20 protein-coding genes are annotated in these 23,546 nt (G+C 68.3%); 12 read left to right on the forward strand and 8 right to left on the reverse strand.

The window, feature by feature from the left end; translation table 11 throughout:
- Positions 1–72: 72 nt before the first annotated feature.
- Complete coding sequence (locus GQ464_RS13515; RefSeq protein WP_166978058.1) at positions 73–765, forward strand: HD domain-containing protein; 693 nt, start codon at positions 73–75, stop codon at positions 763–765.
- 32 nt (positions 766–797) lie between these two features.
- Here the strand turns inward: GQ464_RS13515 and GQ464_RS13520 are convergent, their stop codons facing one another.
- The 5 genes from GQ464_RS13520 to GQ464_RS13540 form a co-directional block, all read right to left on the reverse strand.
- Entirely contained in the window at positions 798–1,910 is a 1,113-nt protein-coding gene (locus GQ464_RS13520) for a metal ABC transporter permease (protein WP_166978056.1), read from the reverse strand.
- A gap of 8 nt (positions 1,911–1,918) precedes the next feature.
- On the reverse strand, positions 1,919–3,073 hold the full coding sequence (locus tag GQ464_RS13525) for a metal ABC transporter permease (protein ID WP_166978054.1): 1,155 nt from the start codon (positions 3,071–3,073) through the stop codon (positions 1,919–1,921).
- Between the two features lie 63 nt (positions 3,074–3,136).
- A complete protein-coding gene (locus tag GQ464_RS13530; protein ID WP_272493450.1) occupies positions 3,137–3,889 on the reverse strand; it encodes a metal ABC transporter ATP-binding protein in 753 nt (250 codons plus the stop codon).
- Positions 3,890–3,957: 68 nt separating this feature from the next.
- A complete protein-coding gene (locus tag GQ464_RS13535; protein ID WP_166978049.1) occupies positions 3,958–4,929 on the reverse strand; it encodes a metal ABC transporter solute-binding protein, Zn/Mn family in 972 nt (323 codons plus the stop codon).
- Positions 4,930–5,056: 127 nt separating this feature from the next.
- Positions 5,057–6,238, reverse strand: a complete 1,182-nt coding sequence (locus GQ464_RS13540; protein ID WP_166978040.1) for a TolB family protein — start codon at positions 6,236–6,238, stop codon at positions 5,057–5,059.
- A 106-nt stretch (positions 6,239–6,344) separates the two neighbouring features.
- Between GQ464_RS13540 and trxA the strand changes: the two genes are divergently transcribed.
- Positions 6,345–7,160 (forward strand): thioredoxin, encoded by an 816-nt coding sequence (gene trxA, locus GQ464_RS18750; protein WP_166978036.1) that lies wholly within the window; start codon positions 6,345–6,347, stop codon positions 7,158–7,160.
- 35 nt (positions 7,161–7,195) lie between these two features.
- Here the strand turns inward: trxA and GQ464_RS13555 are convergent, their stop codons facing one another.
- Both GQ464_RS13555 and GQ464_RS13560 read right to left on the reverse strand, forming a co-directional pair.
- Entirely contained in the window at positions 7,196–7,627 is a 432-nt protein-coding gene (locus tag GQ464_RS13555; protein ID WP_166978033.1) for a secondary thiamine-phosphate synthase enzyme YjbQ, read from the reverse strand.
- Between the two features lie 108 nt (positions 7,628–7,735).
- Positions 7,736–9,004: an endonuclease/exonuclease/phosphatase family protein gene (locus tag GQ464_RS13560; protein ID WP_166978029.1), complete on the reverse strand. Its 1,269-nt coding sequence runs from the start codon at positions 9,002–9,004 to the stop codon at positions 7,736–7,738.
- Between the two features lie 629 nt (positions 9,005–9,633).
- On the opposite strand from GQ464_RS13560, the gene glgX reads away from it, so the two are divergent.
- The 7 genes from glgX to GQ464_RS13595 all read left to right on the forward strand — a co-directional run bounded on the left by glgX (position 9,634) and on the right by GQ464_RS13595 (position 19,064).
- The gene (gene glgX / locus GQ464_RS13565) at positions 9,634–11,742 is read left to right on the forward strand and encodes a glycogen debranching protein GlgX (RefSeq protein ID WP_166978112.1); all 2,109 of its coding nucleotides are present in this window, start codon (positions 9,634–9,636) and stop codon (positions 11,740–11,742) included.
- Positions 11,743–11,823: 81 nt separating this feature from the next.
- The gene (locus tag GQ464_RS13570) at positions 11,824–13,470 is read left to right on the forward strand and encodes a UxaA family hydrolase (RefSeq protein WP_166978025.1); all 1,647 of its coding nucleotides are present in this window, start codon (positions 11,824–11,826) and stop codon (positions 13,468–13,470) included.
- Between the two features lie 34 nt (positions 13,471–13,504).
- Positions 13,505–14,488, forward strand: a complete 984-nt coding sequence (locus tag GQ464_RS13575) for a TRAP transporter substrate-binding protein (protein ID WP_166978023.1) — start codon at positions 13,505–13,507, stop codon at positions 14,486–14,488.
- A 50-nt stretch (positions 14,489–14,538) separates the two neighbouring features.
- On the forward strand, positions 14,539–15,054 hold the full coding sequence (locus tag GQ464_RS13580) for a TRAP transporter small permease (protein WP_166978021.1): 516 nt from the start codon (positions 14,539–14,541) through the stop codon (positions 15,052–15,054).
- Positions 15,055–15,080: 26 nt separating this feature from the next.
- A complete protein-coding gene (locus GQ464_RS13585) occupies positions 15,081–16,376 on the forward strand; it encodes a TRAP transporter large permease (protein WP_166978019.1) in 1,296 nt (431 codons plus the stop codon).
- 94 nt (positions 16,377–16,470) lie between these two features.
- The gene (locus tag GQ464_RS13590; protein ID WP_228350298.1) at positions 16,471–17,535 is read left to right on the forward strand and encodes a LacI family DNA-binding transcriptional regulator; all 1,065 of its coding nucleotides are present in this window, start codon (positions 16,471–16,473) and stop codon (positions 17,533–17,535) included.
- Positions 17,536–17,570: 35 nt separating this feature from the next.
- A complete protein-coding gene (locus tag GQ464_RS13595; protein ID WP_166978017.1) occupies positions 17,571–19,064 on the forward strand; it encodes a tagaturonate reductase in 1,494 nt (497 codons plus the stop codon).
- A 233-nt stretch (positions 19,065–19,297) separates the two neighbouring features.
- On the opposite strand, the gene GQ464_RS13600 is transcribed toward GQ464_RS13595, so the two are convergent.
- A protein-coding gene (locus GQ464_RS13600; protein WP_228350172.1) for an IS630 family transposase occupies positions 19,298–20,427 on the reverse strand; the annotation gives its coding sequence in 2 pieces (ribosomal slippage) (positions 19,298–19,995 and positions 19,995–20,427; 1,131 coding nt in all).
- Positions 20,428–20,483: 56 nt separating this feature from the next.
- On the opposite strand from GQ464_RS13600, the gene GQ464_RS13605 reads away from it, so the two are divergent.
- The 3 genes from GQ464_RS13605 to GQ464_RS13615 are packed head-to-tail and all read left to right on the forward strand — an operon-like array spanning position 20,484 to position 23,542.
- On the forward strand, positions 20,484–20,975 hold the full coding sequence (locus tag GQ464_RS13605; protein ID WP_166974556.1) for a bifunctional 4-hydroxy-2-oxoglutarate aldolase/2-dehydro-3-deoxy-phosphogluconate aldolase: 492 nt from the start codon (positions 20,484–20,486) through the stop codon (positions 20,973–20,975).
- Positions 20,976–21,028: 53 nt separating this feature from the next.
- Positions 21,029–22,057, forward strand: a complete 1,029-nt coding sequence (locus tag GQ464_RS13610; protein ID WP_166974553.1) for a sugar kinase — start codon at positions 21,029–21,031, stop codon at positions 22,055–22,057.
- Positions 22,058–22,093: 36 nt separating this feature from the next.
- On the forward strand, positions 22,094–23,542 hold the full coding sequence (locus tag GQ464_RS13615; RefSeq protein WP_166974550.1) for a glycoside hydrolase family 28 protein: 1,449 nt from the start codon (positions 22,094–22,096) through the stop codon (positions 23,540–23,542).
- The last annotated feature ends 4 nt before the right edge of the window (positions 23,543–23,546 follow it).

A 23,546-nucleotide genomic window follows, 5' to 3' on the forward strand; every position in this document is an offset into this window, starting at 1 on the left:
GAACGGTTTCCGCTATCCCGGGTGAGGAAGGGTGGAAACCCCGCAATCTGAAAGCCGCAAAGCCCGTTTCAAATGCATTCGGACGCCGCTTCGACCTCCGTCTTCAGCCCGTTGATCGAGATGGCCATCGAGCTGTCGGCGCAGTGGCATGACGGGACGTACCGGAAGAGCCGCTGGCGAGATCCCGCCTTCGAGGTGCCGACGGCCGAGGCCCTCGGGGTGCCGGTGATGGCACATGTGACCAATGTGGCCCTCACCGTCCAGCGAGCGGGATGGGACGACGTGACCGTGGCGGCGGCTTTCCTGCACGACGTCATCGAGGACGCCAACCGCTACGGGGAAGAGCTTCGTTACGGCGAGCTGTGCGCGCTCATGGGGGAGGAGGTGGCCCGCCGGGTGGCCGAGGTGACCGAACGGAAGTACGACGAGCACGGCAACCCTCGTTCGTGGCGGGTCCGCAAAGAGGACTACGTGGCGGCCTTGCGTGCGGCCTCGTCCGGCGCCATGGCCATCAGCCTGGCCGACAAGCTGCACAACCTCTGGTCGATGAACGAGAGCCTGGCCAGCGGCATCAACGTCTTCGAGAAGGGGCCGAACCGCAAGCCCCTCAGCGCCGGCCCGGAGGCGCAACGCTGGTTCTTCCGGGCCGTTCTGGAGGCTTCCACGCACCACGCGGATCCTCGTCTCGAACCCCTCCGTGCCGCCCTGCGCGAGGAGATCGAGCGTTTCGAGCGTCTGGCGGCCACGCTGCCCGGGCCGCACTGACGCGCCCGCGTGGCCGGGTCGTGTCCCCGGGCTCAGGCCTGGACGATGGCCTCGCGGGCAAGGGTGCGGCCGGCGTCGGTGAGGTGGAGGCGCCCGTCGCTGCGGCGCACGAGGCCCCTGCCGAGGGCTTCGCGGACGACCCGGTCGGCGAAGGCGGCTTCCCAGCGAAGGTGCTCCTGGAGGTGGTCGATGCGGCACTCACGGGCTTCGTGCGGGCCGCCCTCGTGGTGGAGCAGGTGGATGGTGAGCATCTTCACGGCGAAGATCCATCGCTGGCGTCGCCGCCGCCGCACCAGGGCCAGGAGGCCGCGCTCGGGTGCCAGGAAGAAGACCGCGGCAAAGAGCAGGCCCACGACGGTGGCCATGGCACCGGCGATGGAGGCGTCGAGCAGGTGGGCCAGCCAGTACCCGCCGACGGCCGAGGCCGCCCCGAGGCCCACGCCGAGCCCGATCATGACGTCGAGGCGATCGGTGAGCAGGTAGGCCGTTGCCGGCGGCCCGATCATCAGGGCCACGACCAGGATCGATCCCACGGCGTCGAAGGCGCCCACGGCCGTCATGGAGACAAGCGTCATCAGCCCGTAGTGCAGCAGGCCCGGGGCGAACCCGAGCGCCGCCGCCAGCCCGGCGTCGAACGTGGCCAGCTTCAGTTCCTTGTAGAAAAGCAGCAGGAAGAGCGCATTGAGCAGCCCGACGGCGCCCATCACGTAGAGGGCCTTCGGGCCGAGGTCATACCCGGCCAGCACGAGCCGGTCGAACGGGGCGAAGGCCAGCTCGCCGAGCAGCACCGCGTCGGTGTCCAGGTGGACGTCCCCGGCGAAGCGGGCGATCAGGATGACGCCGAGGCTGAACAGCACGGGAAAGACGAGCCCGATGGCGGCATCTTCCTTCACCAGCCGCGTCCGGTGGATCAGCTCGACGAGCGCCACCGTGAGCACCCCCGTCAGCGCCGCACCCAGGATGAGCAGGGGCGAGTTCAGGTCCTCCGTGAGGAAGAAGGCGACGACGATGCCGGGCAGGATGGCGTGGCTGATGGCGTCGCTCATCATGGCCATCCGGCGCAGGACGAGGAAGGCACCCGGCAGCGCGCACGCCGCCGCCACCACCACGGCCACCAGTTGTATCTCAACCTGTTCGGGCGTCATGGTCTGTTCTATGCGTTCGCGTCCTGCGGAGGGTTCCCGGCGTTCCGGTCCGTTGTTTCGCCCCGTGCAGCCAGGAGGCGGCGGGCCTGTTCGGTGCCTTCGGGGGTGAGGGCCCAGTGCTGGTCTCCGGTGGGGCGGACGTAGCCCTGCCCGGCGAGGGCTTCCAGGCTGCGGCGCGTGTGCACCGGCTCGTCGCGCATCACGTCGAGGACCGATTCGTGATGGGGATGACCGGGGTCGGTGTGCTGGCTCGAGAGGGCATAGAGGTCGAGCAGCACGGCCTCGTGGCGGAGGCGCCGGCTGTTGCGCCGGGCCCGTAGCTGGCGGGCCAGCAGGCCCCGGTTCGGGGCAAACAGCAGGGAGACGACGACGAGCACCCCGGCGCAGAGCACGATCATCGGTCCCGTCGGCAGGTTGGCCGCCGTGCTGCTGAGGAGGGCGCCGCCGGTGCCGGCCAGGGCGCCGAAGAGGGCCGAGAGGGCCACCATCAGGCCGAGGCGGTCGGTCCATTGCCGGGCCGAGGCGGCCGGGGCAATGAGCATGGCGCTCATGAGCACCACGCCTACGGCTTGCAGGCCGATGACGATGGCCACGACGAGCAGCGACGTCAGGAGCACGTCGAGCGGGCCCATGCGCAGGCCCAGCGTGTGCCCGAAAGCCGGGTCGAAGGCCAGCAGCTTGAACTCTTTCCAGAAGAGCAGCATCAGCACGAGGGCCACCGTGCCGAGGACACCCATCGTGAGGACGTCGCGCGTGACCAGGGCCGCCGCCTGGCCGAAGAGGAACGTGTCGAGGCCGGCCTGGTTGGCGTCCGGGCGTCGCTGGATGAAGGTCAGGAGCACGAGCCCGAAGCCGAAGAAGACCGAGAGCATGAGCCCGAGGGCGCTGTCGTACTTGACGCGGGTCGTCCGGGTGACGGCCATCACGAGCAGGGTGGCCAGCCAGCCGGCCGCGGCCGCACCGAGCATGAGCACCAGCGGCAGCTTGCTGCCGGTCAGGAGAAACGCCAGCGCGATGCCGGGCAGGGCGGCGTGCGAGATGGCGTCGCCGAGGAGGCTCTGTTGCCGCAACACGGCGAACGTCCCCAGCGCCCCGCTCACAATGCCGAGCGTCACCGCGCCCAGGACCACCGTGCGCAACGTGTAGTCGGTCAGCAGCTCCATCCCGGTTGTGGTTTCAGGTGGCAGGTTGCAGGGCGGAGCGGATCCCCCGCGTAGCCGCCCGCATCACGTTACCGAGGCGGTTTTGAGGAAGGCGATCCGCCCGCCGTAGGTCAGGCGCAGGTTCTCCTCCGTGAAGACCTCGTCGACCGGTCCGCTGGCGATGCATCGGACGTTGAGCAGCATCACGGCGTCGAAGTATTCGGGCACCGTCTGCAGGTCGTGGTGGACGGCGACGACCGTTTTGCCGCGGGCCCGCAGTTCGCGCAGCAGGGCGATGATGGCGCGTTCGGTGGTGGCATCGACCCCCTGGAACGGCTCGTCCATGAGGTAGAGCTGGGCGTCCTGCACGAGGGCACGGGCCAGGAAGACGCGCTGCTGCTGCCCGCCCGAGAGCTGGCTGATCTGCCGCTTCGCGAAGGCGGCCATGTCCACCTTTTCGAGGGCTTCCAGGGCCAGGGCCCGCTCGCGCCGTCCCGGACGGCGAAACCACCCGAGACGGCCATAGAGTCCCATCATCACCACGTCGAGGACCGAAGTGGGAAAATCCCAGTCGACGCTGCCCCGCTGGGGGACATAGGCCACGCGGTCCCGCTGTTTTTCGTACGGCTGCCCGTAGACGAGGATCTCGCCCGCCGCCGGCTTCACGAGCCCGAGGATGGCTTTCAGGAGGGTCGTCTTGCCGGCTCCGTTCGGCCCGACGATGGCCATGAGCACCCCCGGCGGTACGTCCAGGTCGATGTCCCAGAGCACCGGCCGGTCCCGGTACGCCACCGTCAGGTCGCGCACCTCGATGGCAGGAATGGTTTCCGGTTTCAAGTTGCGGCTTTCCGGTTGTTCCGATCCGTGGTTCTCGGAAGGAAGCCCGGCAAAGAACGTTCGCTGTGTCATGTCGACTGTAGCGTTTGCCGGCCGAGCAGGGCGTCGACGATGGTGTCGACGTTGTGGCGGACCATGCCGGTGTAGGTGCCGGCGGGGGTGTCCGGGGCACCCAGGGCATCGCCATAGAGGGTACCGCCGATCCGGACGTCGAAACCGCGGGCCCGCACCGCCGCCCGCACCGCCTCGATGCCGCGCGGCGAGACGGACGACTCGACGAACATCGCGGGGATGCGCCGCGTCGCCACGAAGTCGGCCAGCGCCTGCACGTCGGCGGCACCGGCTTCGGTGGCCGTGCTGATGCCCTGCAGGCCGCGCACCTCGAAGCCGTAGGCGCGGCCGAAATAGCCGAAGGCATCGTGCGACGTGATGAGCACGCGCTGCGCCGCCGGGATCTCGGCCACCCGCGCCCGCACATAGGCCTCCAGCGTCTCCAGCTCGGCGACGTACCGGCGGGCATTGGCCTCATAGGTGGCCGCGTGGGCCGGGTCGAGCGTCGCCAGCACCTTCGCCACGTACCGGGCCGCCTCCATCCAGAGCGAGACATCGAACCAGATGTGCGGGTCGTAATTGCCCGTGAAGTAGGCGGAACTCCGGTACCGGGTGGTGTCGATCCCGTCGGTGACGGCATAGGTCGGAATGCCCCGCTGCTTCATCTGCTCGAAGACCTCCGTCATCTTGCCCTCGAGGTGGAGGCCGTTGTAGAAGATGACGTCGGCCGAGGCCATGCGCGTCACGTCTCCCTCGCTGGCTTTGTAGAGGTGCGGGTCGACGCCCGGTCCCATCAGCCCCGTCACGTCCACGCGCTCCCCGCCGATGTGGCGGACCAGGTCGGCCACGAGGCTGGTGGTGGCCACGACGCGGATGGGGCGCCCGGACAGGTCGGCCGCGTCCGTCCGGGCGGCCTGCCGGCCGCAACCGGTGCCCAGCAGGGCCGAGACGAGAAGAACGACGAAGGAAGAACGTAGAGGTCCTGGCATAGGCGTGAGGTCCGTGCGTTGAAGACACGGGGCCTATTACGCCACACACCAATTTTAGTTTGGGCTAAAAATAATTTATGCCTCCTCAATCCCCACGGGCGTGCGGGGGGCGGAGGCCGGCGGTACGTCAGGGCGTCGTATGGGGAGGCTGAAAGTTGATGTCGACCGGCTCGGGGTTTTCGATCCAGTCGGCCACGAAGATGTTGGTTTCGCGCGAGGGGGTGCGGCTGACGTTCCGGTTGGAGGCGAAGGCGAGCTTTTTCCCGTCGAAGGAGAACATGGGGAAGGCGTCGAACGTGCCGGAATGGGTGATCTGTTCGAGGCCGGTGCCGTCGAGGTTGATCATGAAAAGGTCGAACAGGCGGCCGTCCTCTGCGAGGGTGTGGTGGTTCGAGGTGAAGAGGATTTTTTCGCCCGAGGGGTGGAAGAAGGGGGCCCAGTTGGCCCCGGGAAGGTCGGTGATCTGGCGCGCGTTCGAGCCGTCGAGGTCGGCCACGAAGAGGTTCAGGGCTTTGGGTTCGACGAGCCCCCTGGCGAGCAGGTCCCGGTAGACGTCGGCGTCCTTGCCGGTGGGGCGGCTGGCCCGCCAGACGATCCGCTTCGAGTCGGGGGAGAAGAAGGCGCCGCCATCGTAGCCGAGGTCGTGCGTGAGCTGGAGCAGCTCGCCGGTGGCGATCTCATAGCGCCACAGCTCCAGGTCGCCGGAGCGGGTGGAGGTGAAGACGACGTAGCGGCCGTCGGGGGAGACGGTGGCCTCGGCATCGTAGCCCGGCCCGCCGATGAGGCGTTCGGTGCCGGAGCCGTCCGCGTTGGCGACGTAGATGTCGTAGGTTTCGTAGATGGGCCACACGTAACGTCCCTGCTCGAACATCACGGTGGGGGGGCAGGCCGGGTCGGCGGCATGGGTGGAGGCGTAGATCACCCGTCCGTCGGGGAGGAAGTAGCCGCAGGTGGTGCGGCCCCGGCCGGTGGAGACGAGGCGATAGGGCTGGCCGTCGTCGAACGGGCGGCCGTCGGCGTTCATGACGTAGATCTGGTCGCAGCCCTGGTCGTTGATCGCGTCCCAGTCGCTCTGGAAGACCAGTTGTTCGTTGTCGAAGCTCCAGTACGCTTCGGCGTTGTTGCCGCCGAAGGTGAGCTGGCGGATGTTGCGCAGGTGCACTTCCCCGGCGAAGCGCAGCGAGTCGGTCGCCGGGTCGTAGGCGGCCGGGCCGGAGGTGCTCCGGGAGGAGGCGTCGCAGCCGGCCGTAGCCAGGGCAAGCAAAAATGCGATGAAGCCGAATCCGGCACGGGAGCATCGGGTATGCATAGGCCAGGTAAGGAAACGGGCGAAATGCCTGTGCCTTCGCCCGTGGGGAGGAACCGGATCAAAGTTGAACAAACTTCTCCAAAGTTAACCGACACGGGGGTTCGATATGGCGGTAGCGGTTCAAAACTTTGAAGAAGACGTCTTACAGGCCAGCCATGAGAAGCCCGTGCTGGTCGATTTCTGGGCACCGTGGTGCGGGCCGTGCCGGGTGCTTGGGCCGGTACTCGAACGGCTGGCGACCGAGCAGCCCGATCGCTTTACGCTGGTCAAGGTGAACACGGACGAACATCCGGAGCTGTCGATGCAGTACGGCATCCGGGGCATTCCGGCGGTGAAGCTGTTCGTCGACGGGCAGGTGGTCGATGAGTTCGTGGGGGCGTTGCCCGAGTATGCCGTCCGGCAATGGCTGGAGAAGGCGCTGCCGAGTGAGCACAGGAAGCGGCTTGCCGAAGCCGAGGAAGCGCTGGAGGCCGGCGATGCGGCGCAGGCCGAGGCCCTGGTGCGCCGGGTGCTGGCCGAGGAGCCGGCGAACCCGCAGGCCCGGGCACTGCTGGCCCGTCTGCTCGTCTTCGACGATCCGGAGGAGGCCGCCCGCCTGGCCGAAGGCGCCTCGACGGCCGAGCCGCGCTACGTCCACCTGGCCGAAGCCGTCAAGACCATCGCCGGGCTGCTGCGGCGGCGGGAACAGGTCGAAAACCTGCCGGAGAGCCCGGCGCGGGAAGCCTACCGGGCCGCCCTCGAAGCCCTCGCCCGCAGGGACTTCGACACCGCCCTGGCGCATTTCATCGAGGTCATCCGCACCGACCGGTACTACGACGACGATGCTTCGCGCAAGGCGTGTATCGCCCTGTTCCATCTCCTGGGTGAGGAGCACGAGGTAACCCGCCGTCATCGCCGGACGTTCGACATGGCCCTGTACTGAGGCCGGGCGGGCGTCCCTTCGCCGGACCGGCGGCTCTACTGCGCCGGTTCGCCCGTGAGGGTGACGACCAGGCGGCGCGGGCCGCCCCGATCCCGGTGCTCGCACAGGTAGAGCCCCTGCCAGGTCCCGAGCCGGAGCCGCCCCCCGGCGATGGGGAGCGTCAGGGCGGAGCCGATGAGCACGGCCTTGATGTGGGCCGGCATGTCGTCCGGTCCCTCGACGGTGTGACGGAAGTACGGGGCGTTTTCAGGCACGAGCCGGTTGAAGAACGCCTCCAGGTCGTGCCGCACGTCGGGGTCAGCATTTTCGTTGAGGGCCAGCGAGGCCGAGGTGTGGAGGATGAACACGTGGGCGAGGCCGGTTTCGATCTGCCGGAGCTCCGGCACCTGACGGGTGACTTCGTCGGTGATCAGGTGAAAGCCGCGCGGGCGCGGCGCCAGCGTGATCTCGCGTTGAAACCAGAGCATGGTCCTGTGTCGGGGTCGTTTTGATCGGTTCACCTTGCTCGTCGGCGGTGCCGGGCTTTCGCCCTGTTCCCGTTCCTCAGGGTTTGTCCTATGGGCTGCGCGGCCCGCTCACCCGCCGCCGGTGCCGGGGAGGGCGAGGTCCAGCCAGACTAGGAAGTGGTCGCTGAGCGGGGCGTTCGGGTCGTCGGGGCGGTCGATGCCGCCGTCGAGAATGGTGAGGCCGGTCGAAGGGAGCACATAGTCGACGCGGAGGCCCCAGCGGGCGGTGTCGTCGGGGTCGAGGTCGGGAAAGGGGGACTGGCCCGCGGCCTGCGGCACGAAGTCGCCCTGGATACGCGGGTGCCGGAGGAGGAAGGTGCCGACGGGGTCGTTGAGGGAGGAGCCTTCGTCCGGGTCGGCATTGAGGTCGCCGAGGAGGACGAAGGGGGCATCCGGGGCAAGCCCCCCGCGGCGGCCCTGGTCGTCGATCAGGAACGTCGTGTCCCGGCCGCGGGGGGGTGCGGTAAGGTATTCGGCCCAGAAGCGGATCTCATCGTGGTTTCGGCGCTTGTTGCGGCCCTCGGGGCCGTCGAAGGCGGGCGGCGTGGGGTGGCTGGCGAGGAGGTGGAGGACATGCCCTCCGGGCAGGCGCACCGGCACGTCCCAGTGGCTTTTCGAGCTGAGGGGAAAGGCCTGCCAGACCGCGTCGTCGTACCAGGGTTCACCGGTGGCGGGATCGATGGGGCGGAGGGCGTCCGGCAGGCGGTGCCAGGGGAAGTCGCGGAAGGTGCGCACGCTGTCGGTGAGGATCTCGAAATCTTCTCGCACGAGCAGGGCCATGGCATACTGGCCGGGAAACGTGCCGAAGCCCCAGCAGTCATTGCCGTAGGCGCGGCCTTCGGGGGTCTGGGGGGCGGGCCGGCCATCGGGCCCGGAGGGGGGCGGTTCGGGAAAGGCCGTCACGGCACGGCCGTCGTGGTCGAGGTCGAAGCCGCTGGGCCGGCCCGTGTTGGTCGGGGCCATGAAGGCCCGGTAGCGGATCGGTTCGAGCCCTTCGGCCTGGGAGACGGCGAGGAAAGTGTCGGCAAAGCGCTGGCCGTTCCGGCCTGCCGGATCGCCTTCCCGGTAGCCGGGGGCACCGGGCATGTCGTAGGCGATTTCGTTGAGCAACAGGATATCCGGCCGGCGTCGCTGGATCTGTGCGGCCAGGCGTTTCAGGCGCGGGTGGTCCGGGCGGCGAAGGTCCTCCGTTCGCACGTCTTCCAGGTTGAACGTGGCCACACGCACGGTGACGCGACCGGGCACCTCCGGAGAGGAGGAACAGCCGGACAGGGAAAGGGCCAGCAGCAGGGCGGCGGGGAACAGGCACAGCACGGGGAGACAGGCCGGGGGGGTCATACGGGGTTCGGATGATGCGACGGAGGGACCCAACATAGCACCGCCGGAGCAAAATCGCACCCCTGTTTGCCGAACAGGTCGGCATTGAACAGCAGGCTGTACAGTCGGCCGGTGGAAAGGCGGAAAAGGCGCGTTCACAGACGCCGGGGGACGGGTCGCAGAACATGGCACGGGCTTTGGAGGCAGTCCGGACGTCGTGAAAGCGATCGGCCCGTCGCCTCCCCGTGTCATGGTGGGGACAGCAGTCGGGGAGGCGACCATGACCGCACACACGGGCCGGGCCCTGCGTCGTACCGGCCCGTGTTTCCAGATACATGCGATATGGCCTGCTTTGCCTGCGGAGGCATTTGGGGAGGTGCTGGGGTTCGCAGGGAAGCAGGCCCGGTGCGCGTCGCCCGCCTGGATGGGTTCCCCTTCCGGGCAGGGGACGCGCACCTTTTTGGAGGGAAAGGGACCGGTCTCCGGTTCGTTGCGACCTGCCGGACCGTTCGGTATATTCGTTCGTTCCGGCGGTGCCGGCCGGCCGGCCCGGTCCGGGCATCGCCTCTGCCTCGAACCAAGAAGCACCCCCCGTGAAGCGCGAAAACGAGCAGGAACTCCTCGCTCGTCTGACGAGGCCGTCGCTGCACATGCATCCCGGCAGGCCCTTTCCGCTGGGCGCCACCTTCGACGGCCTCGGGGTGAACTTTGCCCTCTACAGCGTGCATGCCGAACGGGTGGAGCTGGTGCTTTTCGATCACCCGGACGATGCGACGCCGGCTTACACGTGTGCCCTTCCGGAGCGCACGGGGCCGATCTGGCACGGCTACGTGCCCGGCCTGCGGCCCGGCCAGCTCTACGGCTATCGCGTCTACGGGCCTTACCGCCCGGAGGAGGGGCATCGCTTCAACCCGAACAAGGTGCTGCTGGACCCGTATGCCCGGGCCATCGGCCGGCCGCTTCGCTGGCACGACAGCCTCTTCGGTTTCAAGCCCGGTGATCCCCAGCAGGACCTGTCCTTCAACCCGCAGGACAGCGCGCCGTACGCCCCCCTCGGCGCGGTCGTAGGCGAAGGGTTTGCCTGGGGCGACGACCACCCGCCGCGCATCCCGTGGTCGGACACGATCATCTACGAGACGCACGTCAAGGGCATCAGCATACGCCACCCGGAGGTGCCCGAAGAACTGCGCGGGACGTACCTCGGCCTGGCCTCCGAACCCATCCTGGAACACCTCAAACGCCTGGGTGTGACGACGATCCAGCTCCTGCCCGTCCATGCCAAGGTGAACGACCGGCACCTGGTCGAGGCCGGCCTCGCCAACTACTGGGGGTATAACACCCTGGCCTATTTCGCGCCGGAGCCGACCTATTCGACGAACGGACCCATCACAGCCGTGGACGACTTTCGGATGATGGTCCGCGCCCTGCACGCCGCCGGCTTCGAGGTCATCATCGACGTCGTCTACAACCACACCGGCGAAGGCAACCACCTCGGCCCCACCCTTTCCTTCCGGGGCATCGACAACCGGGCCTATTACAAGGAGCACCCGGACAACCCCCGTTTCCTGATGGACTTTACCGGAACGGGCAATACGCTCGACGCCGGCAACCCGCACGTGCTCCAGCTCATCATGGACAGCCTGCGGTACTGGGTCGAGGCGATGCACGTCGACGGCTTCCGCTTCGACCTGGCCGCCGCCCTGGCCCGCGACCTCTACGAGATCAACATGCTCTCGGCCTTCTTCAAGGTCATCCAGCAGGACCCCGTGCTCAGCCAGGTCAAGCTCATCGCCGAGCCGTGGGACGTGGGACCCGGCGGGTATCAGGTGGGGGAGTTTCCCTGGCTCTGGACCGAGTGGAACGGCAAGTACCGCGATGCCGTCCGCCGCTTCTGGCGCGGCGACCGCGGCGTCGCCGGCGACTTCGCCACGCGCATCGCCGGCTCCAGCGATCTCTACGAGCTTTCGGGCCGCCGTCCCTTCGCCTCGATCAACTTCGTCACCGCCCACGACGGCTTCACGCTCGAGGATCTGGTCAGCTACGAAAAGAAACACAACGAGGCCAACCTCGAAGACAACCGCGATGGCACCAACGCCAACTACAGCACCAATTGCGGCGTGGAGGGACCCACGGACGACGAGCGGATCCTGGCCCGGCGCGATGCCCTCAAGCAGAGCCTGCTCGGCACGCTGCTGCTCTCACAGGGTGTGCCCATGCTCCTCGGCGGCGACGAGCTCTCGCGCACCCAGCACGGCAACAACAACGCGTACTGCCAGGACAACGAGATCAGCTGGTACGACTGGGATCTCGACGAGCGCAAGAAAGCCTTCCTCGAATTCACACGCCGGCTCATCGCCTTTCGAAAGGCCCATCCCAATTTTCGTCGTCACCGCTTTCTGACCGGTCAGGTGGATGAGTTCGGGATCAAGGATGTGACGTGGTGGCATCCCGGCGGGCGGGAGATGACCGTGAAGGACTGGCAGGCACCGGAGCTGCATGCTTTCGGTATGCTCCTGCGGGGCGATCGCATCGCCGATGTGAATGCCCAGGGAAGACCCATCTTCGACGATACGTTTCTGGTGCTGTTCAACGCCGGGGATCGGAGTGTCGCCTTCACCCTGCCGGAGGCGCCGGCGGGGGCCCCGCGGCTGTGGGAACGCATGCCCGAGTTCCCGCGCAGCGTGCCGTTGCTGACCTACCGGCCGGGAGATACGGCCCGGCTCCGGCCCCATCATCTGGCCGTGCTCCGGGCGCGGTAGCGGGGCGGTGGTCCCGGCGGCTTGCGCGAAGCGCTTTTGTTTCGTAGCTTCGCTTAACCGGTAAAGTAGACGGCGGCTCACATGGCTCAGGTGCTCCAGGTTCATCCCGCGGACAACGTGCTCGTGGCGCTGGTCGACCTGCCGGCGGGCACGAGCGTGTCCTGCGACGGGGCCCGCTGTGTGCTGCCGGAGGCCGTGCCGGCCAAGCACAAGTTCGTCACGAAGGACCTGGCGCCCGGCGACCCGGTCGTCATGTACGGGGTGCTCGTCGGGCGGGCGGCCCGGCCCCTGACGCGGGGCACGCGTCTGACGACGGAGAACGTGCGTCACGACGCCAGCGGCTTCGGGGCCTGGCACGGCCCCCGTCCCTGGCAGGCGCCGGACGTCTCGCGATGGCAGGCGCGTACCTTCCTCGGCTATCACCGTTCGGACGGTCAGGTAGGGACGGCCAACGTGTGGCTCGTCGTGCCCCTCGTTTTCTGTGAGAACCGGAACGTAGAGGTGTTGCGCGAGGCCTTCGAACCCGTGCTCGGCTATGCCCGGCCCGGGCGCTACGCCCAGCTGGTCGCCGCGCTGGCGAACCGCTACCGGCAGGGCGCCACGCCCGACGAGCTGCGGCACCTGCCCGTCCCGCCGGGGACGGAAGCCCGTGCCGGCCGCGTCTTCCCGAACGTGGACGGCATCCGCTTTCTGACGCACCAGGCCGGTTGCGGGGGCACCCGCGAGGACGCCCGTGCGCTCTGCGGGTTGCTGGCCGGTTACCTGCATCATCCCAACGTGGCCGGTGCCACCGTCCTCAGCCTGGGCTGCCAGAACGCCCAGGTCGAGGTGCTGCGCGAGGAACTCCACCGGCGCAATCCCCGCTTCGACAAGCCGCTGCTGGTCTTCGAACACCAGCGCTACGGCACCGAGGAGGACCTGCTCACGGAGGCCGTACGGCAGACGTTCGTCGCCCTGGCGGAAGCCGACCGGATCGAACGGCGACCCGCCCCGCTGGGCAGGCTTACCATCGGAGTCGAGTGCGGGGGGTCGGACGGCTTCTCCGGGTTGTCCGCCAACCCGGTCATCGGGCACGTGGCCGACCTGATCGTAGCCCTCGGCGGCTCGGTCATCCTCTCGGAGTTTCCCGAACTGTGCGGGGTCGAACAGGAACTGATCGACCGGTGCGTGAGCGCCGAGGTGGCCGATCGCTTCCGGACGCTGATGCGGGCGTACGCCGCACGGGCCGAGGCCGTCGGGGCCGGCTTCGACATGAACCCCTCGCCGGGCAACATCCGGGACGGGCTCATCACCGACGCCATGAAGTCGGCCGGGGCCGCACGCAAGGGCGGCACCTCCCCGGTGGTGGATGTGCTCGACTACCCGGAATACGTGCGGCGGCCGGGTCTGAACCTGCTCTGCACGCCCGGCAACGACGTCGAGTCCACGACGGCCATGGCCGGTGCCGGCGCCAACGTGATCCTGTTCTCGACCGGGCTGGGCACGCCCACCGGCAACCCGGTCGCCCCCGTCGTCAAGGTCTCCTCGAACACGGCGCTGGCCCGGCGCATGCCGGACCTGATCGACTTCGATGCCGGGCCGGTGATCACCGGGGAGCAGACGATCGCGCAGGCCGGCGCAGCCCTGCTGGAGCTGGTGATCCGGGTTGCTTCCGGTGAGCAGCTTACGAAGGCGGAACGACTCGGCCAGTACGATTTCATCCCCTGGAAACGCGGGGTTTCGCTCTGATCGCTCTTTCGGTGCAAACGATCTGCTGAACGCTATGGCTGCATACGGCGGGCGTCGCTTTCTCCTGTTGGTGCTGATCTTCGTCCTGGCCGGATGCAGCGGGCGAACCGGCGTGCGGGTGATCAAGCTGGGCCACGGTCTCGACCCGACCCACCCGGTGCACCGGGCCATGGAGTACATGGGGGAGCGGCTGGTCGAGCTCTCCGGCGGCACCATGCGGCTGCAGATCTACCCGAGCCAGCAGCTGGGGACCGAGCGGGAAACGCTCGAACTGCTCCAGATCGGCTCGCTCGGCATGACGAAGGTGTCCTCCAGCGTGCTCGAAGGGTTCGTGCCGGCGTTTCAGGTCTTCGGCCTGCCCTATCTTTTCCGGGACGACACCCACCGGTTTGCCGTGCTCGACGGGCCGGTGGGGCAGGAGTTGCTGCGGCGGGCCGAGCCGTTCAACCTTCGCGGGCTGGCCTATTACGACGCCGGCAGCCGGAGCTTCTACACGAAGGACCGCCCCGTCCTCACGCCGGCCGACCTGGCCGGGCTCAAGATCCGGACGCAGGAGAGTCCCGTGGCCATCCAGATGGTGCGGGCCCTCGGCGGGTCGGCCACCCCCATCGCCTGGGGGGAACTGTATACCGCCCTCCAGCAGGGGATCGTGGACGGGGCCGAGAACAACCCGCCTTCCTTCTACCTCTCCCGTCACTACGAAGTGTGCCGCTACTATTCGCTCGACGAGCACACCTCGGTGCCGGACGTGCTCCTGATCAGCACGCTCCTCTGGGAGGACCTGACCCCGCAGCAACAGGGCTGGTTGCAGGAGGCTGCGCAGGCCTCGGCGGTGTACCAGCGGCAGCTCTGGCAGGAGGCCGTCGAGGAGGCCCTGGCCGCCGTGCAGGAGGCCGGCGTCGAGGTCTTCCGCCCGGACAAGACCCCGTTCGTCGAGGCGGTGGCGCCGCTCTACGAGGCTTTCCGGAGCGACACGCTGGTCTACGGCCTCGTCGAGCGGATCCGCCGCACGGAGTGAGGCCGGCGCGGGAACACTGGCTGGACCGCATGAACCCGGAACGACACACCATGGAAAAACTACGCCGCCTCGTAGATCGCGGGCTCGCCGGGCTGCTCGTGGGCGTGATCGGGCTGGCCGTGCTCAACGTGCTGTGGCAGGTGTTCACCCGCTGGGTGCTGCGCGACCCGAGCTCGTACACGGAGGAACTGGCGCGCTACCTGCTCATCTGGATAGGGCTGCTCGGAGCCGCGTACGCCGCCGGGCAGAAGCTGCATCTGGCCATCGACCTGCTGCCGGGGCGGCTCACCGGCCGGGCGCGGCACCTCCTGGAGCTGGCGATCGGCGGGTGCGTCTTCGTCTTCGCGCTGGCCGTCATGGTGGTGGGCGGGAGCCGGCTCGTGCTGCTGACCCTTCGCTTCGAGCAGACGTCGGCGGCCCTGGGCGTGCCGCTCGGCTACGTCTACCTCGTGCTGCCGCTGAGCGGGCTGCTCATCATGTTCTACGCACTGGCCGACGGGCTCGGGCAGTGGCGGGCCTGGCGGCCGCGGCGGGACGAACCGCCCGCCCCCGGCGCGGAATCCTGATTTTCTGATCCTTGCTTCCCGGTCCTATGGCGTGGCTCGAAATCTTCATCCTGGTCTTCAGCTTCGTCGTGCTGATGACCCTGGGCGTCCCGATCGCGTTCTGCCTCGGGGTTGCGGCGGTGTGCACGATGCTGGTGAGCATCGACCCGGTGCCGGCCGTCACCACGGTGGCCCAGCGGATGGCCACCGGGCTCGACAGCTTCGCCCTGCTGGCGATCCCGTTCTTCATCCTGGCCGGCCAGCTCATGAACCGGGGCGGGATCGCCCGGCGCCTCATCGACTTCGCCAAGACCCTGGTGGCGGTTCTGCCCGGCGGGCTGGCCCACGTCAACATCCTGGCGGCCATGCTCTTCGGCGCCATCTCGGGTTCGTCGGTGGCGGCGGCCTCGGCCGTCGGCGGGGTGATGGCGCCCCGCATGGAAGAGGAGGGCTATGACCGGGGATTCGGCGCGGCGGTGAACATCACCTCGGCGACGACCGGTCTCATCATCCCGCCGTCGAACATCCTCATCGTGTATTCGCTCGCCTCGGGGGGGGTCTCCATCGCCGCGCTGTTCCTGGCGGGGTACCTGCCCGGCATCCTGGTGGGGTTGGCCCTGATGGTGGTGGCCGGCGTGATCGCCTGGCGGCGCGGCTACCCGCGGGCCGAACGCCTGCGGCCCCGCCTGATCGTGCGCCGCGGGCTGGAAGCCTTTCCGAGCCTGTTCATGCTCGTGCTGGTCATCGGCGGCATCGTGGCGGGCATCTTCACCGCCACCGAGGCCTCGGCCGTCGCCGTGGTCTATGCCTTCGTCCTGGCGATGATCTACCGCGAAGTGCGCCTGGCCGACGTGCCGGGCATTCTGCTGGAGACGGTCAAGACGACGGCCATCGTGATGCTCCTGATCGGCACGTCCATGGGGCTTTCCTGGGTGATGGCCTACGAAAACATCCCGCAGAACGTAACCGAGGGCCTCATCGGGCTGGCGGAGAGTCCCCTCGTGATCCTGCTCATCATCAACCTCATCCTGCTGGCCGTCGGCACGTTCATGGACATGACGCCGGCCGTGCTCATCTTCACCCCGATCTTTCTGCCCATCGTGACCGAGCTGGGGATGGACCCGACGCATTTCGGCATCGTGATGGTGCTCAACCTGTGCGTGGGGCTGTGCACGCCGCCGGTGGGGAGCGTCCTGTTCGTCGGGTGCGGTATCGCCGGGGTCCCCATCACGCGGGTCGTCCGGCCGCTGTTGCCGCTCTTTGCGGCCATGATCGTCGCGCTGTTGATCGTCACGTACGTGCCCTGGCTGAGCCTGTGGCTTCCGCGGGTGTTCGGTTTTTAGCCGGGGGCCGGTTCGTTGCTTTCGACGGGTGCACGTCGTAACTTAACCGATAAAGTAAACCCAAGGGGCGGGAACGACGCCTTCGAGGAGCATCATGGCCAAGCGCGTGCGCCTGATCGACATTGCCGAGCGGTTGAACCTGACCAAGGTCAGCGTCTCGAAGGCCCTGCGCGACCACCCGGACATCTCGAAGGAGACACGGGAGCTGGTCAAGAAGACGGCGGCGGAGATGGGCTACACGCCCAACCTGCTGGCGCGCTCGCTCTCGTCGCGCCGGTCCCACACGCTCGGGGTGGTCGTGCCCAAGATCGCCCACACCTTTTTCTCGACCGTCATCGACGCGGTGCAGGAGGAGGCGACGAAGGCCGGTTACGGGATCGTGCTGGCCGTCTCGAGCGAGCGCGCGGAACTCGAACGCCAGCACATCGAGCGCCTGCTGGCCATGCGGGTGGACGGGCTGCTCGTCTCGGTGTCGAAGGAGAAACCCGACCGGGCCATCTACGAGCGCGTCCGCGAGATGAACGTCCCCCTGGTCTTTTTCGACCGGCGGATCGAGGACATGGGCTTCAGCAGCGTGACGGTGGACGACCGTGACGGGGCCCGGCAGGCCGTCGCCTACCTGATCGGGCAGGGTTACCGGCGCATCGCGCACATCGCCGGGTCGAGCGAGGTCGAGATCGGCCGGGAGCGACGGGCCGGGTACGAGGAGGCGCTGCGCCGGCACGGCCTTCCGGTGCCGGCGCACTGGGTCATCGAAGGCGGCTTCGACGAACAGCACGGCTATGACGCCTTCCGCCGGATCCTCCAGACGGGCGACCTGCCCGAGGCGGTCTTCGCGGCGACGTTCCCGATCGGCCTGGGCGTCTACCGGGCCATCTGTGAACACAGCGTGGCCCTGTGCCGGTCGATCCAGATCGTCACTTTCGGCGAAGGGGGGCTGAACGAGTTTTATACGTATCCGCACCTGTGTGTGCGCCAGCCCACGCGCGAGATGGGGCGCCGGGCCGTGGAGGTGTTGCTGGCCGAGATCGAGGCGCTCGATGCGGGCCGGGTTGCGGAGGCGCCCCGGCACGTCGTGCTGGAGACGGAGCTCGTCCTGCCGCCCGACTACCCGCTGGCGCCGCTGGACGGCACGCAGGCACGCACCCCGGCCGGGTAATTTTTTATTTTGCCCGATAACTTAACCGGTTAAGCATGGCCTTACCCGACCTCAACCGGCATACGGCCCGGCAACGCGGGCAGGAGCCGCTGGCGGCGCTGCCGGAGCGGGTGCTCCAGTTCGGCACCGGCGCCTTCCTGCGGGGCTTCGCCGGCTACTTCGTCGACCGGGCCAACGAGGCCGGCCGGCTCAACGGCCGGATCGTCATGGTGGGCTCGACCGGCAGCGGGCGCGTGCAGCGCCTGGCCGCTCAGGACGGCCTCTACACGCTGCTGGTGCGCGGGCGCGAGCACGGGGAGGTCGTCGACCGGGCGCACCTCATCACGGCCGTCGGCCGGGTGCTCTCGGCCCGCGACCGGTGGGCCGAGGTGCTCGAAGTGGCCCGCCACCCCGACCTTGCCCTGGTCGTCTCGAACACGACCGAGGTGGGCATCACGCTGGACGAGGACGATCGCATCGACCGGAACCCGCCGCGTTCGTTTCCGGGCAAGCTCACCGCCGTGCTCTACGAGCGAGCCCGGGCCTTCGACTTCGACCCGGCGCGCGGGCTCCTCATCCTGCCCTGTGAACTCGTCGACGACAACGGGGATCGGCTCCGGGAGATCGTGCAGGCGCTGGCCGCCCGCTGGAAGCTCCCGCCCGCCTTCCTGGCGTGGCTCGACGCCTCCTGCCGCTTTTGCAACACCCTGGTCGACCGGATCGTGCCGGGGACGCCGCCGGAGGAGGAGGCCGCGGCCTTCTATGAGCGGCTGGGGTACCGGGACGAACTGCTGACCGTGGCCGAGCCGTATCGCCTCTGGGCCATCGAAGGCGACGACGAGGTGCGGGAGCGCCTGCCGCTCGCCGGCACCGACGCGGGGATCGTGGTCGCCGGCGACATCACGCCGTACCGGCTGCTCAAGGTGCGCATCCTCAACGGCGCGCACACGATCTCGGTGCCGGCCGCGCTGCTCTGCGGCCTGGAGACGGTCTGCGAGGCCGTGGGACACCCGCTGGTGGGGCGCTTCATCCAGCGCCTCGTCCGGGACGAGATCGCGCCGGGGCTGGACCTGCCGGAGGATCTGGTCACCCCCTTTGCCGAGGCGGTCCTGGAGCGCTTCGCCAACCCGTTCATCCGGCATGCCCTGCGCGACATCACGTTTCAGCAGACCATGAAGATGCGGGTGCGTGTGGTGCCCTCGATCGAGGCGTATGCGGCCCGGTTTGGCGAGGCGCCGCCGTCGCTGGCCTTCGGGTTTGCCTGCTTCCTGCTGTTTCAGCACCCGTGCTTTCGCCCGGACGGTCCCTGGCCCGAGGACGAGGCTGCGCCGTACTGGCAGGCCCGCTGGCAGGGGGTGGCGCCGGACGACGCGGAGGCGCTGGTGCAACGGGCCGCCGACGTGCTCGCCGACGCCGGCCGGTGGGGCCTGCAACTCCGCGCCGTGCCGGGTTTCGAACGGCACGTCGCCGTACATTTGCGGCGGGCTCTCCGGGAGGGTGTCCCGGCGGCACTGGCCGCGCATCTCGATGAGGTGGGCAGCCGGTCGTGAAGGGCCCGTGCAGGCACTCTTTCACGCAACCTGTGTGCAACCATGCGAGCGACGATTCTTCAGCGCATCATCGACAGCGGGGCCGTAGCCGTGATCCGGATGCGGGACGCGCAGAAGCTCCTGCGAGTGGTCGAAGCGATCCGGGAAGGCGGCATCACGGCGGTCGAGGTGACGATGACGGTGCCCGGGGCGCTGGCCGTCATCGAGGCGGTGGCCCGCCACCTAGTGCTGTGTCAAGTTATAATTGACGGGTATAGCCGCTTCAACTTCACCCGCGCATCCGCCGTCGTGAACTGCCAGTCTACACCCCGCTGCTTTGCGTTGCGCGCCTCGTACCAGGCGGCGATCTCGCCCTCTAACTGCGATGCATTGCCGATGCGGCGACAGAGACCCTGACGAACCAGCACCGAAAGCTCGATCTCGGCCATGTTCAACCACGAACCATGCACCGGCGTCGAGACTATCTCCAACTTGCGCACGATGCGCCGGGCGCGCTCGGCGTCGAAGACCTCGTAGAGCGCCGAGGCGGTGTGCGCGGAGAGGTTGTCCTGAACCAGCGTGATCGTCTCGGCGTCTGGATAGAGGTCTTCGACGAGGTGGGCCACCACACGAGCCCAGGTCAAACGGTCCTGACGCTCCTTGACGAGCACCTTCCGGAAGCCGCCCAGGGGCTCGCAGAGCATATAGAGCGTGCGGGTCCCTTCGCGTTTGTACTCGTAATCCACGTGCCGCACCCCGTCGGCACGCGTGAAGGGCTGTCGCACCTCGCTGATGAGTTGCTTGCGCGCTTCGTCGAGGCACACAACCGGTCGGAGCGGGTCGTAGGGCCGGGCGTAGACATCGAGCACTTGCTCCATCTGGCAGACGAAGGCGGCATCGGCCTGAGGAATTACCCACGACTTAACGCGCCAGGGCTTGAGTTCGTTTTTTTAAGCAACTGCCGCACGCTCTCATGCGAGATCGATTCGACGTAACCGAGTTCGATCATACGGTCAGCCAGAAGGCGGAGCGACCACCGGGCAAAGCCTTCCGGCGGCTCTGAACAGCGCAGGGCCACCAGATGAGCCTCGACCTGCCCGTCGAAGATCTTCTCTTTAACCGGTTCGCGTTTTTTGCCGTAGAGAGCCACCTCGAAGCCTTCTTCGACGAAGCGCCGACGTAAGCGCTCGACGGTTCGGACACTGACGTTGTAGCTTTCGGCGATGCGTTCATCGGTCCAGGCCGGTGCGCCCTGGCTCTGGTCTGCTTTGAGCAGCATGAAGGCTCGTTTGACCGGCGGGACACCTTTTGAACGCCGCTCAATGAGGTCATCGAGGTGCTGGCGTTCACTGTCATTGAGCGTGACGCAGTATTTTTTGGCCATGGCAGGAAGTGGCTTCAGGAGTGAGCGACTGTTGAAGCTACTATCCTACCCGGCAGATGATCCTTGACGCAGCACTAGGCGACGACGTGCAACTGGGCGTGGGGTCGGTGCTCTCGGCCGAGGTGGCCCGCCAGGCCATCGACGCCGGCGCCCGCTACGTCGTCAGCCCCGTCTTCAAGCCCGAGATCGTGGCCGAGGCGCACCGGCACGACGTGCCCGCCATGCCGGGCTGCTTCACGCCCACCGAGATCCTGGCCGCCACCGAGGCCGGCGCCGACCTCATCAAGGTGTTCCCGGCCGACGTGGTGGGGATGCCCTTCTTCAAGGCGGTGCTGGCCCCGATGCCGCACCTGAAGCTGATGCCCACCGGCGGCGTCACGCTCGAGAACGCGGGCGACTGGATCCGCGCCGGCGCCGTGGCCGTCGGCGTCGGCAGCGCCCTGCTGGACAAGGCCGCCATCGCCGCGGGCGACTATGCCGTCCTCACCGAGAACGCCCGGACGCTGCGCCGGAGCGTCGAGGCCGGGCGGGCCGCCGTGGCCTCCTGAGCGGCTCCAGGCCGGCGGCGGGTTTCATCCAACGCAAAACAGGAACAGCGATCATGAAAGTCATCACCCTCGGCGAGATCATGCTCCGGCTCTCGACGCCGGGCTTCCAGCGGTTCGTGCAGGCGTCGTCGTTCGACGTCACCTTCGGAGGCGGCGAGGCCAACGTGGCCGTGTCGCTGGCGAACTACGGCTTCGAGAGCTACTTCGTCACGAAGCTGCCCCGCCACGAGATCGGGCAGGCGGCCGTCAACCACCTGCGGCGTTTCGGGGTGTCGGACCGCTTCATCGTCCGCGGCGGCGAGCGGGTCGGCATCTATTTCCTGGAGACGGGCGCCAGCCAGCGGGCCTCGAAGGTCGTCTACGACCGGGCCGGCGCCGCCGTCACCACGCTCACGCCGGAGGAGTTGGACTTCGAGGCGCTCTTCGACGGGGCGCGGTGGTTCCACTTCACCGGCATCACCCCGGCCCTCGGCGAGATCCCCCGGCGGACGGTGACGGCCGCGGCCCGCGCGGCCAAGGCGGCCGGCGTGACGGTTTCGTGCGATCTCAACTACCGCAAGAAGCTCTGGACGGTCGAGGAAGCACAGGCCACGATGCGCCCGCTGATGGAGTACGTGGACGTATGCATCGCCAACGAGGAGGATGCCGAGAAGAGCCTGGGCATGAAGGCGGGCGGGACCGACGTGGAGGCGGCGCACCTGGAGGAGGAAGCCTACGTGGAGCTGGCGCGCCGGCTCAAGACGACGTACGGGTTCGAGGCCGTCGCCATCACGCTGCGCGAGAGCTTCTCGGCCTCGGTCAACGGCTGGAGCGCGCTGCTGCACGACGACCGGGATTGCCGGGAGCCGTACCGCTCGCGTCGGTACGAGATCCAGCTGGTCGACCGCGTCGGCGGGGGGGATGCCTTCGCCGGCGGGCTGATCGCGGGGCTGTTGCAGAAGGACGACACCCGCCAGGCCCTCGAGTTCGCCGTGGCCGCCTCGTGCCTCAAACAGACCATTCCGGGCGACTTCAACCTGGTCAGCCGCGACGAGGTCGAGAAGCTCGCCGCCGGCGGCGGTTCGGGGCGCGTCGAGCGCTGAACCGGCCCGGCTCCGTTTCACCAGCCATCCACCCCCATGTCGTCACTCGCTTCCCGTCGTGAATTCCTCCGGTGCCTGGCAGCCGGGGCCGGAGGCCTGATCGTGCTGCCCCTGGCCGGCAGCGGTTGCCGGGGGGGCGCAGGCCTCCGCGATGCGGCCGCGTGGGCGGAGGTGCCCGGCATCCTTGAGCGCATCCGGCCGCCCCGGTTCCCCGACCGTGATGTGCTCGTCACCGACTTCGGCGCCGTGCCGGGCGGGACGGAACCGGCCACCGACGCGTTCCGCCGGGCCGTGGCCGCCTGCCATGACGCCGGCGGCGGGCGCGTCGTGGTGCCGCCCGGCGACTTCCTCACCGGCCCGATCCACCTGCGCTCGAACGTCAACCTGCACCTCGCCGAAGGCGCGACGCTGCGCTTCTCCACCAACCCGGAGGACTACCTGCCGCCCGTCTACACCCGGTGGGAGGGGGTCGAGTTGATGAACTATTCGCCGCTCATCTATGCGCGGGGGCAGGAAAACGTGGCCGTCACCGGGGCGGGCACGCTCGACGGGCAGGCCGACGAGCAGCACTGGTGGCCGTGGAAAGGGCAGGCCCGGTATGGATGGACGGAGGGCAGCCCGGAGCAGGGGCCGGCCCGCGATCGCCTCTTCCGCATGGCCGAGGACGGCGTGCCCGTCGCCGAGCGCGTCTTCGGCACGGGCGACTACCTCCGGCCCAGTTTCATCGAGTTCTACGACTGCCGGAACGTGCTCATCGAAGGGGTGACGATCGTGCGCTCGCCGATGTGGCTCGTGCACCCGACGCTGTGCACCAACGTCACCGTGCGCGGGGTCACCGCCCGTTCCCACGGGCCGAACAACGACGGCTGTAATCCCGAGAGCTGCACCGACGTGCTCATCGAGGACTGCTTCTTCGACACGGGCGACGACTGCATCGCCCTGAAGTCGGGGCGCAACGCCGACGGGCGGCGCGTGGGCCGGCCCATCGAGAACGTCGTCATCCGGCGGTGCACGATGCGCGACGGGCACGGCGGCATCGTCATCGGGAGCGAGATGTCCGGCGGCGCCCGCCGCATCTTCGCCGAGGCCTGCCATCTGGACAGCCCCAACCTGGACCGCGTCCTGCGGATCAAGACCAACTCGGTGCGGGGCGGCTTCGTCGAGGACGTCTACCTGCGCGACATCACGGCCGGGCAGGTGGCCGACGCCGTCATCCGGATCAACTTCCTGTACGAGGAAGGAGATGCCGGCCCCCACGATCCCGTCGTGCGCAACATCGACGTGCGGCGGCTCACGAGCGGTCAGAGCACGTACGCGCTCTACCTCATCGGCTATCCGGACGCCCCCATCCGCGACGTGTACCTGGCGGACTGCCGCTTCGACGGCGTCGCGCGCGACAGCGTCGTCGAGCACGTCGAAGGTCTGGTGCTCGACGAGGTGTTCATCAACGGAGAGCGGGTCGAACGGCTCGCGCCCACAACCTGACCAT

It is taken from the genome of Rhodocaloribacter litoris (assembly GCF_011682235.2).
GTDB classification, from domain to species: domain Bacteria; phylum Bacteroidota; class Rhodothermia; order Rhodothermales; family ISCAR-4553; genus Rhodocaloribacter; species Rhodocaloribacter litoris.

Coding starts and splice junctions, on each gene's coding strand:
- GQ464_RS13590 (WP_228350298.1), top strand. CDS start 16,471: ATGGCCAAGCGCGTGCGCCTGATCGACATTGCCGAGCGGTTGAACCTG.
- GQ464_RS13585 (WP_166978019.1), top strand. CDS start 15,081: ATGGCGTGGCTCGAAATCTTCATCCTGGTCTTCAGCTTCGTCGTGCTG.
- GQ464_RS13580 (WP_166978021.1), top strand. CDS start 14,539: ATGGAAAAACTACGCCGCCTCGTAGATCGCGGGCTCGCCGGGCTGCTC.
- GQ464_RS13610 (WP_166974553.1), top strand. CDS start 21,029: ATGAAAGTCATCACCCTCGGCGAGATCATGCTCCGGCTCTCGACGCCG.
- glgX (WP_166978112.1), top strand. CDS start 9,634: ATGCATCCCGGCAGGCCCTTTCCGCTGGGCGCCACCTTCGACGGCCTC.
- GQ464_RS13555 (WP_166978033.1), bottom strand. CDS start 7,627: ATGCTCTGGTTTCAACGCGAGATCACGCTGGCGCCGCGCCCGCGCGGC.
- GQ464_RS13575 (WP_166978023.1), top strand. CDS start 13,505: ATGGCTGCATACGGCGGGCGTCGCTTTCTCCTGTTGGTGCTGATCTTC.
- GQ464_RS13605 (WP_166974556.1), top strand. CDS start 20,484: ATGATCCTTGACGCAGCACTAGGCGACGACGTGCAACTGGGCGTGGGG.
- trxA (WP_166978036.1), top strand. CDS start 6,345: ATGGCGGTAGCGGTTCAAAACTTTGAAGAAGACGTCTTACAGGCCAGC.
- GQ464_RS13540 (WP_166978040.1), bottom strand. CDS start 6,238: ATGCATACCCGATGCTCCCGTGCCGGATTCGGCTTCATCGCATTTTTG.
- GQ464_RS13520 (WP_166978056.1), bottom strand. CDS start 1,910: ATGACGCCCGAACAGGTTGAGATACAACTGGTGGCCGTGGTGGTGGCG.
- GQ464_RS13570 (WP_166978025.1), top strand. CDS start 11,824: ATGGCTCAGGTGCTCCAGGTTCATCCCGCGGACAACGTGCTCGTGGCG.
- GQ464_RS13595 (WP_166978017.1), top strand. CDS start 17,571: ATGGCCTTACCCGACCTCAACCGGCATACGGCCCGGCAACGCGGGCAG.
- GQ464_RS13560 (WP_166978029.1), bottom strand. CDS start 9,004: ATGACCCCCCCGGCCTGTCTCCCCGTGCTGTGCCTGTTCCCCGCCGCC.
- GQ464_RS13525 (WP_166978054.1), bottom strand. CDS start 3,073: ATGGAGCTGCTGACCGACTACACGTTGCGCACGGTGGTCCTGGGCGCG.
- GQ464_RS13535 (WP_166978049.1), bottom strand. CDS start 4,929: ATGCCAGGACCTCTACGTTCTTCCTTCGTCGTTCTTCTCGTCTCGGCC.
- GQ464_RS13615 (WP_166974550.1), top strand. CDS start 22,094: ATGTCGTCACTCGCTTCCCGTCGTGAATTCCTCCGGTGCCTGGCAGCC.
- GQ464_RS13515 (WP_166978058.1), top strand. CDS start 73: ATGCATTCGGACGCCGCTTCGACCTCCGTCTTCAGCCCGTTGATCGAG.